Source organism: Thermococcus henrietii (assembly GCF_900198835.1).
GTDB lineage: Archaea > Methanobacteriota_B > Thermococci > Thermococcales > Thermococcaceae > Thermococcus > Thermococcus henrietii.
Window position 1 is genome coordinate 718,392 of the sequence record NZ_LT900021.1, and the last position, 13,527, is coordinate 731,918.

General features: G+C 54.9%; 22 protein-coding genes and 3 tRNA genes. All 25 read left to right on the forward strand.

What is annotated here, in order from left to right; all coding sequences use genetic code 11:
- Positions 1–27: 27 nt before the first annotated feature.
- Positions 28–1,479 (forward strand): preprotein translocase subunit SecY, encoded by a 1,452-nt coding sequence (gene secY, locus CS910_RS04005; protein ID WP_099209846.1) that lies wholly within the window; start codon positions 28–30, stop codon positions 1,477–1,479.
- 72 nt (positions 1,480–1,551) lie between these two features.
- Positions 1,552–2,142, forward strand: coding sequence for an adenylate kinase (locus tag CS910_RS04010; protein WP_099209847.1), 591 nt, complete (start codon positions 1,552–1,554; stop codon positions 2,140–2,142).
- On the forward strand, positions 2,135–2,659 hold the full coding sequence (locus CS910_RS04015; RefSeq protein ID WP_099209848.1) for an EMC3/TMCO1 family protein: 525 nt from the start codon (positions 2,135–2,137) through the stop codon (positions 2,657–2,659). The genes CS910_RS04010 and CS910_RS04015 overlap by 8 nt, the downstream gene beginning before the upstream one ends.
- 42 nt (positions 2,660–2,701) lie before the next feature.
- Positions 2,702–2,971: a 50S ribosomal protein L34e gene (locus CS910_RS04020; RefSeq protein WP_042692855.1), complete on the forward strand. Its 270-nt coding sequence runs from the start codon at positions 2,702–2,704 to the stop codon at positions 2,969–2,971.
- Between the two features lie 9 nt (positions 2,972–2,980).
- Positions 2,981–3,574, forward strand: a complete 594-nt coding sequence (gene cmk / locus CS910_RS04025; RefSeq protein ID WP_099209849.1) for a (d)CMP kinase — start codon at positions 2,981–2,983, stop codon at positions 3,572–3,574.
- Positions 3,575–3,826: a 50S ribosomal protein L14e gene (locus CS910_RS04030; RefSeq protein WP_042692860.1), complete on the forward strand. Its 252-nt coding sequence runs from the start codon at positions 3,575–3,577 to the stop codon at positions 3,824–3,826. It begins immediately after the preceding gene.
- Positions 3,827–3,895: 69 nt separating this feature from the next.
- Positions 3,896–4,609, forward strand: a complete 714-nt coding sequence (locus CS910_RS04035; protein ID WP_099209850.1) for an SDR family NAD(P)-dependent oxidoreductase — start codon at positions 3,896–3,898, stop codon at positions 4,607–4,609.
- A 46-nt stretch (positions 4,610–4,655) separates the two neighbouring features.
- Entirely contained in the window at positions 4,656–4,877 is a 222-nt protein-coding gene (locus CS910_RS04040; RefSeq protein ID WP_042692863.1) for a type II toxin-antitoxin system HicB family antitoxin, read from the forward strand.
- Positions 4,849–5,088, forward strand: a complete 240-nt coding sequence (locus CS910_RS04045) for a type II toxin-antitoxin system HicA family toxin (protein WP_099209851.1) — start codon at positions 4,849–4,851, stop codon at positions 5,086–5,088. Before CS910_RS04040 ends, CS910_RS04045 begins: the two co-directional genes overlap by 29 nt.
- Before the next feature lie 9 nt (positions 5,089–5,097).
- Positions 5,098–6,102 carry an RNA-guided pseudouridylation complex pseudouridine synthase subunit Cbf5 gene (locus CS910_RS04050; protein ID WP_099209852.1) on the forward strand — a complete coding sequence of 335 codons (1,005 nt, stop codon included), beginning with the start codon at positions 5,098–5,100 and terminating at the stop codon, positions 6,100–6,102.
- A gap of 901 nt (positions 6,103–7,003) precedes the next feature.
- Positions 7,004–7,591, forward strand: a complete 588-nt coding sequence (locus CS910_RS04055; protein WP_099209853.1) for a class I SAM-dependent methyltransferase — start codon at positions 7,004–7,006, stop codon at positions 7,589–7,591.
- A tRNA-Ser gene (locus CS910_RS04060) sits at positions 7,577–7,663 on the forward strand. Before CS910_RS04055 ends, CS910_RS04060 begins: the two co-directional genes overlap by 15 nt.
- A gap of 42 nt (positions 7,664–7,705) precedes the next feature.
- Positions 7,706–8,155: a 30S ribosomal protein S13 gene (locus tag CS910_RS04065; RefSeq protein WP_099212421.1), complete on the forward strand. Its 450-nt coding sequence runs from the start codon at positions 7,706–7,708 to the stop codon at positions 8,153–8,155.
- Positions 8,156–8,165: 10 nt separating this feature from the next.
- Positions 8,166–8,708, forward strand: coding sequence for a 30S ribosomal protein S4 (locus tag CS910_RS04070; protein ID WP_099209854.1), 543 nt, complete (start codon positions 8,166–8,168; stop codon positions 8,706–8,708).
- Positions 8,705–9,127: a 30S ribosomal protein S11 gene (locus CS910_RS04075; protein WP_099209855.1), complete on the forward strand. Its 423-nt coding sequence runs from the start codon at positions 8,705–8,707 to the stop codon at positions 9,125–9,127. The genes CS910_RS04070 and CS910_RS04075 overlap by 4 nt, the downstream gene beginning before the upstream one ends.
- A 29-nt stretch (positions 9,128–9,156) precedes the next feature.
- Positions 9,157–9,939, forward strand: coding sequence for a DNA-directed RNA polymerase subunit D (locus CS910_RS04080; RefSeq protein WP_099209856.1), 783 nt, complete (start codon positions 9,157–9,159; stop codon positions 9,937–9,939).
- Between the two features lies 1 nt (position 9,940).
- Positions 9,941–10,028: transfer RNA gene (locus CS910_RS04085), tRNA-Leu, on the forward strand.
- Between the two features lie 58 nt (positions 10,029–10,086).
- Positions 10,087–10,452, forward strand: a complete 366-nt coding sequence (locus tag CS910_RS04090; RefSeq protein WP_099209857.1) for a 50S ribosomal protein L18e — start codon at positions 10,087–10,089, stop codon at positions 10,450–10,452.
- Between the two features lie 6 nt (positions 10,453–10,458).
- A complete protein-coding gene (rplM, locus tag CS910_RS04095) occupies positions 10,459–10,887 on the forward strand; it encodes a 50S ribosomal protein L13 (RefSeq protein WP_014122445.1) in 429 nt (142 codons plus the stop codon).
- A 10-nt stretch (positions 10,888–10,897) separates the two neighbouring features.
- Positions 10,898–11,305, forward strand: coding sequence for a 30S ribosomal protein S9 (locus CS910_RS04100; RefSeq protein ID WP_015859569.1), 408 nt, complete (start codon positions 10,898–10,900; stop codon positions 11,303–11,305).
- A 32-nt stretch (positions 11,306–11,337) separates the two neighbouring features.
- Positions 11,338–11,535, forward strand: a complete 198-nt coding sequence (locus CS910_RS04105) for a DNA-directed RNA polymerase subunit N (RefSeq protein ID WP_011250450.1) — start codon at positions 11,338–11,340, stop codon at positions 11,533–11,535.
- A 17-nt stretch (positions 11,536–11,552) separates the two neighbouring features.
- Positions 11,553–11,630, forward strand: a tRNA-Pro gene (locus tag CS910_RS04110).
- 57 nt (positions 11,631–11,687) lie between these two features.
- Entirely contained in the window at positions 11,688–11,861 is a 174-nt protein-coding gene (locus tag CS910_RS04115) for a DNA-directed RNA polymerase subunit K (RefSeq protein ID WP_042692889.1), read from the forward strand.
- 6 nt (positions 11,862–11,867) lie between these two features.
- A complete protein-coding gene (locus tag CS910_RS04120; RefSeq protein ID WP_099209858.1) occupies positions 11,868–12,893 on the forward strand; it encodes a hypothetical protein in 1,026 nt (341 codons plus the stop codon).
- 15 nt (positions 12,894–12,908) lie between these two features.
- Positions 12,909–13,514 carry a 30S ribosomal protein S2 gene (gene rpsB, locus CS910_RS04125; RefSeq protein ID WP_099209859.1) on the forward strand — a complete coding sequence of 202 codons (606 nt, stop codon included), beginning with the start codon at positions 12,909–12,911 and terminating at the stop codon, positions 13,512–13,514.
- Positions 13,515–13,527: the final 13 nt, after the last annotated feature.

Here is a 13,527-nt window from a genome sequence, read left to right on the forward strand (position 1 = left end):
TCTTTCAACTTTTGGCGGGTGTCGGCTATGGGAAAGGTAAGGGACATTGTATACGCCATAGAGCGCTACTTCCCCGAGGTTGAGAGGCCGAAGAGGCACGTTCCCCTCAAGGAGAAGTTCATGTGGACCGGAATAGTTCTACTGCTCTACTTCATACTCGCTGAAATCCCGTTGTATGGAATCCCACCCAAGGTTCAGGATTACTTTGCAACGCTCCGTTTCGTGCTTGCAGGTAGGAGTGGCTCCCTGTTAACGCTGGGTATCGGTCCCATCGTTACCGCGAGTATAATCATGCAGCTTCTTGTCGGTTCCGAGATTGTTCACCTTGACCTTTCAAATCCGGAGGATAGGAGGTTCTACCAGGCCGCCCAGAAGCTGTTTTCGGTGTTCATGAGCTTCTTCGAGGCTGCCATCTACGTCTTCGCGGGAGCGTTTGGTAAGGTTAGCACCGGAATTGGCGCCTTTCAGACGGTCACAAGTCCCGAGGGGATAATTTACATAGGCCTGGGACTGGCCATCCTGATAGTCCTCCAGCTTGGCTTTGCCTCGACGATGCTCATACTACTCGATGAGCTCGTCAGTAAGTGGGGAATCGGTAGCGGTATCAGTCTCTTCATCGCCGCGGGGGTTTCGCAGACGGTCATCTACAAGGCCCTTGCTCCCATTCCGAGCAAGGAGTACATCGACCCACTCACGGGAAAACCCGCCATAGTAGGTGCTATCCCCGCCTTCATACAGCACCTAATTCACGGTGATATCAGCGGCGCCTTCTACCGTGGACCAACGTTGCCCGATATGGTTAAGCTACTTGGAACCATAGCTGTTTTCCTCATCGTCGTCTACCTTGAGAGCATGCGCGTTGAGATTCCGCTCAGCTACGGTCGTGTAACCGTCCGCGGAAGGTACCCGATAAGGTTCATGTACGTCAGCAACATTCCGATAATACTCACCATGGCCCTTTACGCCAACATCCAGCTCTGGGCCAGGCTCCTTAACAACTACGGCATAACCTGGCTTGGAACCTTCGACCAGAACGGCTACCCTGCGAGCGGTTTCGTAACTTACCTCTATCCGCCGAGGGACATCTTCCACGTCATATCGGACCCGTGGAGAGCCTTTGTCTACGCCATAATGACCATATTCTGGTCGCTGATATTCGGTTTCCTCTGGGTTGAGCTGACTGGATTGGACGCCAAGAGCATAGCAAGACAGCTCCAGCAGGCTGGACTCCAGATTCCTGGCTTCAGACGCGACCCGAGAATCCTCGAGAAGGTTCTCCAGCGCTACATCCCGTACGTTACGTTCTGGGGGTCCTTTACACTGGCACTGGTGGCAGTGCTGGCAAACTTCCTCGGAGCACTAGGTACGGGTACGGGAATTCTGCTGACGGTCGGTATACTCTACAGGTTCTACGAGGAAATAGCAAGGGAACAGGCAACGGAGATGTTTCCAGCCCTCAGAAGGTTCTTCTCCAAGTGACCCTTTCCTTTTCGCAAAACCTTTTAAGGTCGTTTTTCATTACCCAACCAGAACTCCCTGGGTGAGAGAGCTATGCCGTTTGTGGTCATGATTACAGGCATTCCAGGAGTTGGCAAAAGCACCATTACAAGACTTGCCCTTAAGAGAACCCGGGCTCGGTTCAGGCTCGTCAACTTCGGCGACCTGATGTTCGAGGAGGCCGTTAAGGCGGGCCTCGTTGAACACAGGGATGAGATGAGGAAGCTAGACCCAAAAACGCAGAGGGAGCTCCAGCTTAAAGCCGCCCAGAAGATAGTCGAGATGGCCCGTGAGGAGCCGGTACTGCTCGACACCCATGCGACCATTAGAACTCCTGTTGGCTACCTACTCGGCTTTCCCAGGGAGGTTATCGAGGTCATAAACCCCAACTTCATAGTGATAATCGAGGCAACGCCGAGCGAGATACTCGGAAGGCGCCTCCGCGACCTCAAGAGGGACAGGGATGTTGAGACAGAGGAGCAGATTGAGAGGCACCAGGACCTCAACAGGGCCGCGGCGGTGAGCTACGCCATGCACTCAAACGCGCTCATAAAAATAATCGAGAATCACGAGGACAAAGGTCTTGAAGAGGCCGTTAACGAACTCGTTCAAGTACTGGACCTGGCGGTGAGTGAGTATGATTGAGGGGATTTACCAGTTTCTTGACAACGTTTTCGGGCCCTTTATGAAGAACTACCACCCCCTGTGGGTTATAACCTTCATGGGCTTCATAATCGGAGGATTCTACACGCTAATCTATTACTTCTTCACTGACATAGAGAAGCAGAAGAAGCTCCAGAAGCTCGCCAAGGAAGTCCAGAAGGAGATGAGGGAAGCCCAGCAGAGCGGGGATGAGAAGAAGCTCAGGAAGGCCCAGCAGAAGCAGTTGGAGCTCATGAAGATGCAGGGTGAACTCATGAAGCAGCAGATGATTCCGATGTTCCTCACCATGCCGATATTTTGGATATTCTTTAGATGGCTGCAGAGATGGTACGTTGAGGTTGCGATAGTTAAGGCCCCCTTCAACTTCTTCGTCTTCGATTGGTTCCACAAGATGTATCACTCTGCCCTCTCGGGAAGCGAACTCGGCTACTTCGGCTGGTACATCCTTTCGAGCTACGTCATTGGTATGGTGCTTAGAAAGCTCCTCGACATGGGATAAATTTAAAAACGCTCCGCTGAAAGGGGTTGCGAGGTGAGAGTAATGAAGCCGATGTACCGCTCAAGGTCATGGAGGAGGAAGTACGTTAGGACTCCCGGAGGAAGGACCGTAATCCACTTCGAGAGGAGAAAGCCCAAGGTTGCCCACTGCGCCATGTGCGGAAGGCCCCTCAACGGCGTTCCGCGCGGAAGGCCGAGCGAGCTCAGGAAGCTCCCGAAGACCGCGAAGAGGCCCGAGAGGCCCTACCCGAACCTCTGCCCAAGCTGTATGAGGAAGGTCATGAAGGCCCAGGTTAGGGCCTCCCTCAGCTGAGGTGCGCCTATGCCGAAGGGCTGCCTCGTCATAACCGTCAGCGGCCTGGCAGGTTCCGGAACCACTACCCTCTGCCGGAACCTCGCCAAGCACTACGGCTTCAAGCACGTTTACGCCGGATTGATATTCCGGCAGATGGCTAAGGAAAGGGGAATGACCCTTGAGGAGTTTCAGAAGTACGTCGAACTCCACCCTGAGATAGACAGGGAAGTTGACCGGAGGCAGGTCGAGGCAGCCAAGGAATGTAACGTCGTCATTGAGGGCAGGCTTGCCGGATGGATGGTCAAGAACGCGGACCTTAAGATATGGCTCGACGCTCCAATAATGGAGCGGGCCAAGAGGGTTGCAAGAAGGGAAGGCGTCTCCGTCGAGGAGGCCTTTGTCCAGATTGCCGAGAGGGAGAAGGGGAACAGGAAAAGGTATTTAAACCTCTACGGTATCGACATCGAGGACAAGTCGATTTACGATTTAATCATAAACACTGCCAAATGGGGTCCCGATGGGGTCTTCGCGATTGTGAAGGCCGCCATCGACCACCTTTACCCCGACGGCGACGCGGGGTCGGGTTCAAGCCCGGAAAACAAAAAGAAGGAGGTGGGATGAATGCCAGCTATTGAGGTCGGAAGGATTGCCGTCGTTATTGCCGGAAGGAGGGCCGGACAGAAGGTCGTCGTTGCCGACATAATCGACAAGAACTTCGTCCTCGTCACCGGCGCTGGCCTCAACAAGGTCAAGCGCAGGAGGATGAATGTCAAGCACCTCGAGCCCCTTCCGGAGAAGGTCAACATCGAGCGCGGTGCCTCCGACGAGGAGATAAAGAAGGCCCTCGAAGAGGCAGGCATAAGCCTTGAGTGAGGGCTTTCCCTCACTCTTCTTCCAATAAGTTTCTTAACGCTTCTCTTCGTTAATTCTCCGGGGATTGGCATGATTGCACTCGTTACTGGCGCAACCGGTGGAATCGGAAGGCTTCTTGTGAAGGCGTTGCTTGATGAAGGTTACAGGGTTGTTGGCGTGGGAAGGCGAAGGGAGAAGCTCGAGGAGCTGAAGGCCCTTGGTAACTTTGACTACATCGTTGCTGACTTAACCGAGCCAAACAGTACAGAAAGAATAGCGAAAGCCCTAAGGGAACTTGGAATGGGGGAACTCGACCTCCTCGTGAACAACGCCGGCTATGCACTCCGGAAGCCCCTCCTCGAACATAGCGACGCGGAACTCGAGAGGCTCTTCAAGGTTAACGCGTTGGTTCCCGTTGAGCTCACGCGGGAGCTGTTGCCCCTCCTTAGGCCCGGCTCAACGGTTGTCTTCGTAATCAGCGGGGTCGCCTTCGTCAACGTTCCCGAGCTTCCGTCTTACTGCGCCGCCAAGGGCGCACTGCACTACCTCGCGGTGAACCTTGAACGGGAGCTGAAGGAGAGGGGAATCCGTGTCATGCGCGTCTATCCAAAGCAGGTCAAGACGGAGTTCTTCACCCGGAACAACGTGCCATACCCGAAGGGTTCAATAGAACCCGAAGACGTCGTTAGGGCAATAATGAGGGGACTGAAGAAAGGTAAGAGGGAGGTCTTCGTCCCCGGCTACCTCAAACTGGTCAAATACCTCCCCAACTGGCCGGTTTTCACGTACCGCTTCAGGTATTAGGTGAGTTTATTAAGTCTGGCCTCAAACTCTATGGGGGGTGAGTGAGGTGCAACTCCATGCCGTCATCTGGGAGGAAGAGGGCATTTACGTCATTCGGGAGGTCTTTACAGGTGTTACGACTCAGGGGGAGACAATAGAGGAGGCAATTGAGAACCTCAAAGAGGCCGTTGAGCTGTACCTTGAGGAGTTTCCGGAGCTGAGGAATGAACTGAAGAGGGTAAAGTTCGTGGGCGATTTCCATGTCGAAGTTGCCAAGGCTCTCGGGTGAAGAAGTCGTTAAAGTGCTCACCAAAAAGTTCGGCTTCGAGGTGTCCCGCCAGAGGGGTAGCCACGTTGTCCTCGTTAAATACGTTGACGGCAGGAAAATAGGAACTGTGGTCCCGCTTCACAAAGAGTTAAAAGCTGGTACGTTGATGGGAGTCCTGAGACTTGCTCAAATAAGCAAGGAGGACTTTATCAAAGCGCTGGAAGACCCATAGGTGATGCTCATGGCGAGGGACGAAGTAAGGAGAATCCTTCCGGCTGACATAAAGCGAGAGGTCCTGATTAAGGACGAGAAGGCCGAGACGAACCCGAAGTGGGGCTTTCCGCCAGAGAAGAGGCCAATGGAGATGCACATGCAGTTCGGCATAATCAACCTCGACAAACCACCTGGGCCGACGAGCCACGAAGTTGTTGCGTGGATTAAGAAGCTCTTCAACCTGAGCAAGGCTGGTCACGGCGGAACCCTCGACCCCAAGGTCAGCGGTGTTTTACCGGTTGCCCTTGAGAGGGCCACGAGGGTCGTTCAGGCGCTCCTTCCTGCCGGTAAGGAGTACGTAGCTTTAATGCACCTTCACGGTGACGTTCCCGAGGACAGAATCCTCGCGGTTATGAAGGAGTTCCAGGGCGAGATAATTCAGAGGCCACCGCTGAGGAGTGCCGTAAAGAGGCGCCTGAGGACGAGAAAGGTCTACTACATCGACGTGCTCGAGATAGACGGCAGGGACGTGCTCTTCCGCGTTGGTGTCGAGGCGGGAACGTACATACGTTCGCTGATTCACCACATAGGCCTAGCTTTGGGCGTTGGAGCGCACATGGCCGAGTTGCGCCGTACCAGAAGCGGTCCCTTCAAGGAGGACGAGACGCTGGTGACGCTTCACGACTTGGTGGACTACTACCACTTCTGGAAGGAGGACGGCATTGAGGAGTACTTCAGGAAGGCGATACAGCCGATGGAAAAAGCGGTTGAACATCTGCCCAAGGTGTGGATAAGGGATTCGGCCGTTTCTGCCGTAACGCACGGCGCGGACCTGGCCGTTCCGGGAATAGTCAAGCTCCACAAGGGCATAAAGAAGGGTGACCTCGTTGCGATAATGACCCTCAAGGATGAGCTGGTGGCACTTGGAAAAGCCACGATGACGAGCGGTGAGATGCTCCAGCGGAGCAAGGGCATAGCGGTTGACGTTGACAAGGTCTTCATGCCAAGAGACTGGTATCCGAAGCTGTGGTAGCGGCCCTTGCTGACGCAAGCGCCGGCGGAAGATTTAGTGCCTTTTTAGAATTTTGCTGATTTTTCATTGGGGGTTCTCTGTGTGTCCCAGGTAACGGGTGTTTCTCTCTTTGAAGGCGCCCGATGGGCGCCGATATTGAAGTCGAAACTATCTCAAAGGACTTTAGTTTGATTTAACCCCATCTCAGCTTGCTCTTTTGTTAGTGCACGATTGACCTTTCGCCTATGAGTAAGAAGGGCACTCTTTGGTCAAACTTTGCTTTGCAAAGTTTGTTAGCCTGCGCGAAGTTTCATCAAGGTTTGTAGCTCCCTTCTAAAGTTCATTTTTTAAGGATTTTCTTAATTAACATGGCTCTTTTTGGATGGGATTATATTGAATGCCTTTTAGTGTGGGTTTAAATTTAAATTGACGCCCTTCGGGCGTCGGGAAGAGAGTAAACCCTTTTTGAGAGGAACCATTTGGATTCTTCCCCTTTGAGCATTATGCAATTTTGTGAGCAAAATCCCTGGAATGGGTTTTTGGTAGTGAGCTACTAACTTTTGGTGAAGCTTTTTCCAAAAGCTTCCTGTACTCTCAAACCCCCTGAGTGGGGCTTCGCCCCACGTTAGGAAACTTTGTCAAGCAAAGTTCATCAAAGCCAGCATGCCTCTTAAATGGCTTGTTCTCAGGGGGTTTACTTCCAAACCTGCCAGTTTTGAATGTGTTTTCCTCCCGTTAGCGCCCTTCGGGCGCTCTTTTAAGTTAAACACCTTCTCCAGGAGATATTGTAAGTGTAAACCCCGAACCAGTGGACTGCTTGATAACGCATGCAACTTTCCTTTTGTCCTTTTTGACAGTTAAACCCTTTTGGTCAAGCTTTGCGGGAGCAAAGGTTGATAAACCCCTCAACGAAGCACCGCACATGAGCCACTACTACTCCGAGGAGCCGAACGTCCCGCTGAAGACGAAGACGATAGAGGTCTGCCTTAGGGGTTACTGCTTCAAGTTCATCACAGCGAGCGGTGTCTTCTCCTTCGGGAAGCTCGACCGGGGGACGGAGTTGCTCATAGAAAACATGGTTCTCGATAGGAACTGGCGCGTCCTTGATTTGGGCTGTGGCTACGGGGCAATTGGAATAGTCGCTTCCCGCTTCGTTGACTACGTCGTTATGACCGACGTGAACAGGCGCGCGGTCAGCATAGCGAGGAAAAACTTAAAAATCAACGGCGTTAGAAACGCCGAGGTCAGGTGGGGAAGCCTCTACGAGCCCGTTAAGGGCGAAAAATTCGACTCAATCATCACCAATCCCCCCGTGCACGCGGGAAAGGAAGTCCTGAGGGAAATAGTTATAAACGCTCCCCGGCATCTCAACGATGGTGGCCTCCTGCAACTGGTGATTAAGACGAAGCAGGGGGCAAAGTATATTAAGGCCCTCATGGAGGAGACCTTCATCGAAGTGAGAGAGCTCGCGAAGGGGAGCGGTTACCGCGTGTACGCCGGGATTGCCTAGCCTGGGAAGGCGCGGGCCTTGAGAGCCCGTGGGCGTTTGCCCGCCGGGGTTCAAATCCCCGTCCCGGCGCCAAAATCCCTTTGATTCCCAAGAGGGATGGGAGGTGTGTTGATAATGACCGAAAACTTCAGGCACATAGTCCGCGTTGCGGGCGTTGATCTGGATGGACACAAGCAGTTGAGATGGGCACTGACAGGGATTAAGGGAATAGGAATAAACTTCGCCACGATGGTGCTCAGAGTTGCAGGACTCGACCCCTACATGAAGGCCGGTTACCTCACCGACGAGCAGGTTAAGCTGATAGAGAAAATCCTCGAGGACCCCGTCGCCCACGGAATCCCGGCCTGGGCCGTCAACAGGCCGAAGGACTACGAGACCGGCAGGGACATGCACCTCATTACCGCCAAGCTCGTTATGGCCTGGCGTGAGGACGTCAACAGGCTCAGGAGAATACGCGCTTACCGTGGTATAAGGCACGAGCTCGGCCTGCCACTCCGCGGTCAGAGGACCAGGTCGAACTTCAGGCACGGAACCACCGTCGGCGTTAGCAGGAGGAAGAAGTGAGGTGGTGTAAATGGGAGACCCGAAGAGGCAGAGGAAGAAGTACGAGACTCCCTCTCACCCCTGGATTAAGGAGAGACTCGACCGCGAGAGGGTTCTGAAGAGGAAGTACGCCCTCAAGAACAAGAAGGAGCTCTGGCGCCACGAGACCCAGCTCAAGGAGTTCAGGCGTAGGGCGAGGCGCCTTCTCGCAGCGAGGGGTAAGCAGGCCGAAATCGAGAGGCAGCAGCTCCTCCAGAGGCTCCACAGGCTCGGCCTTCTCCCGGCCGATGCCGTGCTCGATGACGTTCTCTCGCTCACCGTTGAGGACGTCCTCGAGAGAAGACTCCAGACGATAGTTTACAAGAAGGGACTCGCCAGGACCATCAAGCAGGCCAGACAGCTCATAGTCCACGGCCACATCGAGGTCAACGGCCAGATAATCCGCTCACCCGGCTACCTCGTCCTCCGCGAGGAGGAGGACACCATTACCTACTCCAAGAACTCCCCCTTCGCGAAGGAGGGTCACCCCGAGAGGATGGTTATTGAACAGGCCAAGCAGGGTGGTGAGGCATGAGCGAGGAAACCCAGCAGCAGGTTAACCTTAAGAAGAAGGAGAAGTGGGGAGTTGCCCACATTTACTCCTCTTACAACAACACCATCATCCACATCACCGACCTCACCGGGGCCGAGACCGTCTCCAGGTGGAGCGGTGGTATGGTCGTCAAGGCCGACAGGGACGAGCCCTCCCCGTACGCGGCCATGATTGCCGCCAAGAGGGCCGCCGAAGAGGCCATGGAGAAGGGCTTCGTCGGTGTTCACATCAAGGTTCGCGCCCCCGGAGGAAGCAAGAGCAAGACCCCCGGACCCGGTGCTCAAGCGGCAATCAGGGCCCTCGCGAGGGCTGGCCTCAGAATCGGCAGGGTGGAAGACGTTACCCCGATACCGCACGACGGAACCAGGCCCAAGGGCGGTAGGCGCGGTAGGCGCGTCTGACCTTTACAACTTCTTTTTTGGTGATGCAAATGGAGCCGAAGTTTGAAATTCTTGAAAAGAGGGAGGACTCGATAAAGTTCATCGTCAGTGGCATAGACGTCGCCTTTGCCAACGCCCTTAGGAGGACTATTTTGGCCGACGTCCCTACCTTCGCCGTTGACGAGGTTGAGTTCTTCGAGAACGACTCCGCTTTATTCGACGAGATAATCGCCCACAGATTGGCCATGATTCCCCTCACGACACCCGTTGAGAGGTTCTCGCTCGACGCACTTGAACTCGACGACTACACCGTTACCCTCTCACTTGAGGCAGAGGGGCCGGGCATGGTTTACTCTGGCGACCTCAAGAGCAGTGACGAGGGAATCAAACCAGCGAACCCGAACATTCCGATAGTCAAGCTCGCCGAGGGACAGAAGCTCACGCTCAACGCCTACGCCAAGCTCGGACGCGGAAAGGACCACGCCAAGTGGCAGCCAGGCTTCGTCTACTACAAGTACCTGACGAAAATCCACGTGAGCAAGGACGTTCCCGACTGGGAAGAGCTCAAGGAGCTCGCCGAGAGGCGCGGTTTGCCCGTTGAGGAAAAGAATGATGAAATAATCATAACCACGACCAAGGCCTTCTATCTGCCGAGGAAGTTCGAGGCCTACGAGGGCGAGAAGATTAGGGAAGAGGTAGTGCCTGGAACGTTCGTCTTTACAGTGGAAACAAACGGAGAGCTCCCCGTTGAGGAAATCGTGAGCATAGCGCTCAAGATACTCATGAGGAAGAGCGATAGATTTATAAACGAACTCCATAAATTAGCCGACTGACGCGGGGGTAGCCGAGCCTGGCCAAAGGCGCGGGATTCAGGGTCCCGTCCCGTAGGGGTTCCGGGGTTCAAATCCCCGCCCCCGCACCATAACGCTCACCCCGTCCACCTGTCGGTTTCCCTGCGAGAGCGTTGAGGAGGTATGTTCATGGTCAAGAGAACAGGTCCCACCGACATCAACCTGAGAAGGCTCATTCGGGCACTCAGGAAGAAGTCGAACGAAGAGGGAGTTAAGATTTGGAAGGACATCGCTTGGCGCCTTGAGAGGCCGAGGAGGCAGAGGGCTGAAGTCAACGTCAGCAAGATAAACCGCTACACCAAGGAGGGCGACACCGTCATCGTTCCGGGAAGCGTTCTCGGAGCCGGAAAGCTCGAGCACAAGGTCACCGTTGCTGCTTGGAAGTTCAGCGAGACCGCTAAGAAGAAGATCCTCGAGGCCGGTGGCGAGGCCATCACCATCGAGGAGCTTATGGAGAGAAACCCGAAGGGTAGTGGAGTAATCATAATGGAGTGATGGGCCATGAGGATTATTAACGCTGAAGGACTCATACTCGGAAGGCTCGCCTCGAAGGTTGCCAAGATGCTCCTCGAGGGCGAAGAGGTCGTCATAGTCAACGCCGAGAAGGCCATCATCACCGGAAACCGTGAGGACATCTTTGCCAAGTACAAGCAGAGGACCGAGCTTAGAACCAGGACCAACCCGAGGAGGGGTCCGTTCTACCCGAAGAGGAGCGACGAGATAGTCAGGAGGACCGTTAGGGGCATGCTCCCCTGGAAGACCGACCGCGGAAGGAAGGCCTTCAGGAGGCTCAAGGTCTACGTCGGCGTTCCCAAGGAGTTCGAGGGCAAGGAGCTTGAGACCATAAGCGAGGCCCACATGTCGAGGCTTGCCACGCCGAAGTACGTCACCGTTGGTGAAGTGGCCAAGTTCCTCGGTGGAAAGTTCTGAGGTGAGAAAGATGAGGGTCATCCAGACTGCTGGAAAGAGGAAAACCGCTATAGCGAGGGCCACCATAAGGGAAGGAAAGGGAAGGGTGAGAATCAACCACAAGCCCGTCGAGATAATCGAGCCCGAGATAGCGCGCTTCACCATCATGGAACCGCTCATATTGGCTGGAGAGGAGATAGTCAGCAAGGTCGACATCGACGTCAAGGTCGAGGGCGGAGGCTTCATGGGCCAGGCCGAGGCCGCGCGCGTCGCCATAGCCAGGGCTCTCGTCGAGTGGACCAACGACATGAATCTCAAGGAAAAGTTTATGAAGTACGACAGGACTATGCTCGTTGGCGACAGCAGGAGGACCGAGCCCCACAAGCCCAACCGCTCGACCAAGGGTCCGAGGGCCAAGAGGCAGAAGTCCTACCGTTGATGCCTCCCCTTTAACAATTTGAGGTGTGGGAAATGATAGTCCCCGTCAGGTGCTTCACCTGCGGAAAGGTGCTGGCAGACAAGTACTACGAGTTCAAGAAGAGAGTTGAGGCCGGGGAAGACCCTGGTAAGGTCCTCGACGACCTTGGCGTCGAGAGGTACTGCTGCAGGAGAACGCTCCTCAGCCACGTGGAGCTCATCGACCAGGTAATGGTTTATAAAGTCTACTAAAAACCGCAATTCTGGGCGGGGCCGTGGGGTAGCTTGGTCTATCCTCCCGGCTTGGGGTGCCGGAGACCCGGGTTCAAATCCCGGCGGCCCCACCAACATTCCGTTCACTGAAAAAACCTCTCTTGAAGGTGTGGAAGGAAGGGGTGGTAAGTATGTTCAAGTACACCCGCTTTGAGAAGGCCCGCATCATCGGTGCGAGGGCTCTCCAGATAGCGATGGGTGCCCCCGTGCTGATAGACGTTCCCGAGGGAATAACTCCCCTTCAAGCTGCCTTGATGGAGTTCGAGAAGGGAATAATCCCGCTCACCGTAATAAGGCCGAGCTGATGAACGATGATGGTGATAGAGAACGTAATCGGCAGGGTTGCAGTGCTCAAGGGGGGCAAATACTCCGTTGAGGTAGACGTCATAACCAGCTCGGGCTTTGGGCGGTTTGCCTCGCCGATAGACGAGAACCCGAGCCTCTACATAGCCGAGGCTCATCGCGCTGTAAGCGAGGTTGATGAGATAATCGGGCCCGAGCTGATAGGCTTTGATGCAACCGAGCAGGAACTCATAGACAGCTACCTCTGGGAGATAGACGGAACCGAGAACTTCGGCCACATCGGAGCCAACACCGCGCTGGCGGTTTCAGTAGCCACCGCAAAGGCAGCCGCGAGCGAGAAGAACCTTCCCCTCTACAGCTACCTCGGGGGAACTTTCACCACCGAGTTGCCCGTCCCAATCCTTGAGCTCGGTCGCGGTGAGGAGTTCGATTACTACGTCATGGTTCGCGATTTGATGGAGATTACCGACGTCGTTGACGCTTTCAACAGCGTCCTTGAGAACGTTGAGGGCAATACCGTTGAGGCCTACTCAAAGGCCACCGAAAAGGCCACCGACGAGCTCGGCCTTGAGGTTGCCCTCGGGCTCGTCCAGAAGAAGGAGCTCGATATAGAGACCGTCCTCTCGACGGTTGAGGACAACAACGTTGCCTACATAAAGCCCCTCGGTGGTGAGGAGCTCTTCCTTGAGCTTATAGCCGGAACCCACGGGGTCTTCGTTGACGGTGAGTACCTCTTCCGCGAGAAGGACATACTCGACAGGCGCTACTACAACGCGCTCTCCATAAAACCCATAAACCTGGGCACGCTCACCGACTTGTACAACCTCATAAACGACGCCAAGTCGGAGAGAATCGTTCCAATCCTCTCGGAGGCTCGCTACGAGTCCTCCGATGAGGCCCTTGCCCACCTCGCGGTGGGCTTCCGTTGCCCGGCGATGGTCCTGAGGAAGGATTCCATCGCCAGGCTGAACGAGCTGATAAGAATAGCTGAGGATTTGGGTGAAAGGGGCAGGATAATAACCTTTGAAGGATGAGGAGGTGTGAAGGAAATGGAGGAGTATCTCGTTCCACTCGACCAGTATCTGGCAGCGGGTGTCCACATCGGCACCCAGCAGAAGACCCAGGACATGAAGAAGTTCATCTACCGCGTCAGGCAGGACGGCCTCTACGTCCTCGACGTCAGGAAGACCGACGAGAGGCTCAAGGTCGCTGGCAAGTTCCTTGCCAAGTTCGACCCGGAGAACATCTTGGCCGTTAGCGTCAGGCTCTACGGCCAGAAGCCCGTCAAGAAGTTCGGCGAGGTTACCGGTGCCAGGGCCATTCCGGGCCGTTTCCTCCCGGGAACCATGACCAACCCGCAGGTCAAGAACTTCTTCGAGCCGGACGTCATTATCGTCACCGACCCGAGGGCCGACCACCAGGCTATGAAGGAGGCCGTTGAGATTGGAATACCGATAGTTGCCCTCGTTGACACCGAGAACTTCCTCAGCTACGTTGACCTCGCAATCCCGACCAACAACAAGGGTAGGAAAGCCCTCGCGCTCATCTACTGGATACTCGCCAGGGAGATACTCTACAACAGGAAGGAAATCGAGAGCAGGGAGGACTTCAAGGTTCCCGTTGAGGACTTCGAGATGAGGATTGTGAGGACCTGAGGGGAAGGTTTTT

What these genes read in the sequence shown, in the direction of transcription:
- secY (WP_099209846.1), top strand. Translation starts at nt 28, where the DNA reads ATGGGAAAGGTAAGGGACATTGTATACGCCATAGAGCGCTACTTCCCC.
- CS910_RS04010 (WP_099209847.1), top strand. Translation starts at nt 1,552, where the DNA reads ATGCCGTTTGTGGTCATGATTACAGGCATTCCAGGAGTTGGCAAAAGC.
- CS910_RS04015 (WP_099209848.1), top strand. Translation starts at nt 2,135, where the DNA reads ATGATTGAGGGGATTTACCAGTTTCTTGACAACGTTTTCGGGCCCTTT.
- CS910_RS04020 (WP_042692855.1), top strand. Translation starts at nt 2,702, where the DNA reads ATGAAGCCGATGTACCGCTCAAGGTCATGGAGGAGGAAGTACGTTAGG.
- cmk (WP_099209849.1), top strand. Translation starts at nt 2,981, where the DNA reads ATGCCGAAGGGCTGCCTCGTCATAACCGTCAGCGGCCTGGCAGGTTCC.
- CS910_RS04030 (WP_042692860.1), top strand. Translation starts at nt 3,575, where the DNA reads ATGCCAGCTATTGAGGTCGGAAGGATTGCCGTCGTTATTGCCGGAAGG.
- CS910_RS04035 (WP_099209850.1), top strand. Translation starts at nt 3,896, where the DNA reads ATGATTGCACTCGTTACTGGCGCAACCGGTGGAATCGGAAGGCTTCTT.
- CS910_RS04045 (WP_099209851.1), top strand. Translation starts at nt 4,849, where the DNA reads ATGTCGAAGTTGCCAAGGCTCTCGGGTGAAGAAGTCGTTAAAGTGCTC.
- CS910_RS04050 (WP_099209852.1), top strand. Translation starts at nt 5,098, where the DNA reads ATGGCGAGGGACGAAGTAAGGAGAATCCTTCCGGCTGACATAAAGCGA.
- CS910_RS04055 (WP_099209853.1), top strand. Translation starts at nt 7,004, where the DNA reads ATGAGCCACTACTACTCCGAGGAGCCGAACGTCCCGCTGAAGACGAAG.
- CS910_RS04065 (WP_099212421.1), top strand. Translation starts at nt 7,706, where the DNA reads ATGACCGAAAACTTCAGGCACATAGTCCGCGTTGCGGGCGTTGATCTG.
- CS910_RS04070 (WP_099209854.1), top strand. Translation starts at nt 8,166, where the DNA reads ATGGGAGACCCGAAGAGGCAGAGGAAGAAGTACGAGACTCCCTCTCAC.
- CS910_RS04075 (WP_099209855.1), top strand. Translation starts at nt 8,705, where the DNA reads ATGAGCGAGGAAACCCAGCAGCAGGTTAACCTTAAGAAGAAGGAGAAG.
- CS910_RS04080 (WP_099209856.1), top strand. Translation starts at nt 9,157, where the DNA reads ATGGAGCCGAAGTTTGAAATTCTTGAAAAGAGGGAGGACTCGATAAAG.
- CS910_RS04090 (WP_099209857.1), top strand. Translation starts at nt 10,087, where the DNA reads ATGGTCAAGAGAACAGGTCCCACCGACATCAACCTGAGAAGGCTCATT.
- rplM (WP_014122445.1), top strand. Translation starts at nt 10,459, where the DNA reads ATGAGGATTATTAACGCTGAAGGACTCATACTCGGAAGGCTCGCCTCG.
- CS910_RS04100 (WP_015859569.1), top strand. Translation starts at nt 10,898, where the DNA reads ATGAGGGTCATCCAGACTGCTGGAAAGAGGAAAACCGCTATAGCGAGG.
- CS910_RS04105 (WP_011250450.1), top strand. Translation starts at nt 11,338, where the DNA reads ATGATAGTCCCCGTCAGGTGCTTCACCTGCGGAAAGGTGCTGGCAGAC.
- CS910_RS04115 (WP_042692889.1), top strand. Translation starts at nt 11,688, where the DNA reads ATGTTCAAGTACACCCGCTTTGAGAAGGCCCGCATCATCGGTGCGAGG.
- CS910_RS04120 (WP_099209858.1), top strand. Translation starts at nt 11,868, where the DNA reads ATGATGGTGATAGAGAACGTAATCGGCAGGGTTGCAGTGCTCAAGGGG.
- rpsB (WP_099209859.1), top strand. Translation starts at nt 12,909, where the DNA reads ATGGAGGAGTATCTCGTTCCACTCGACCAGTATCTGGCAGCGGGTGTC.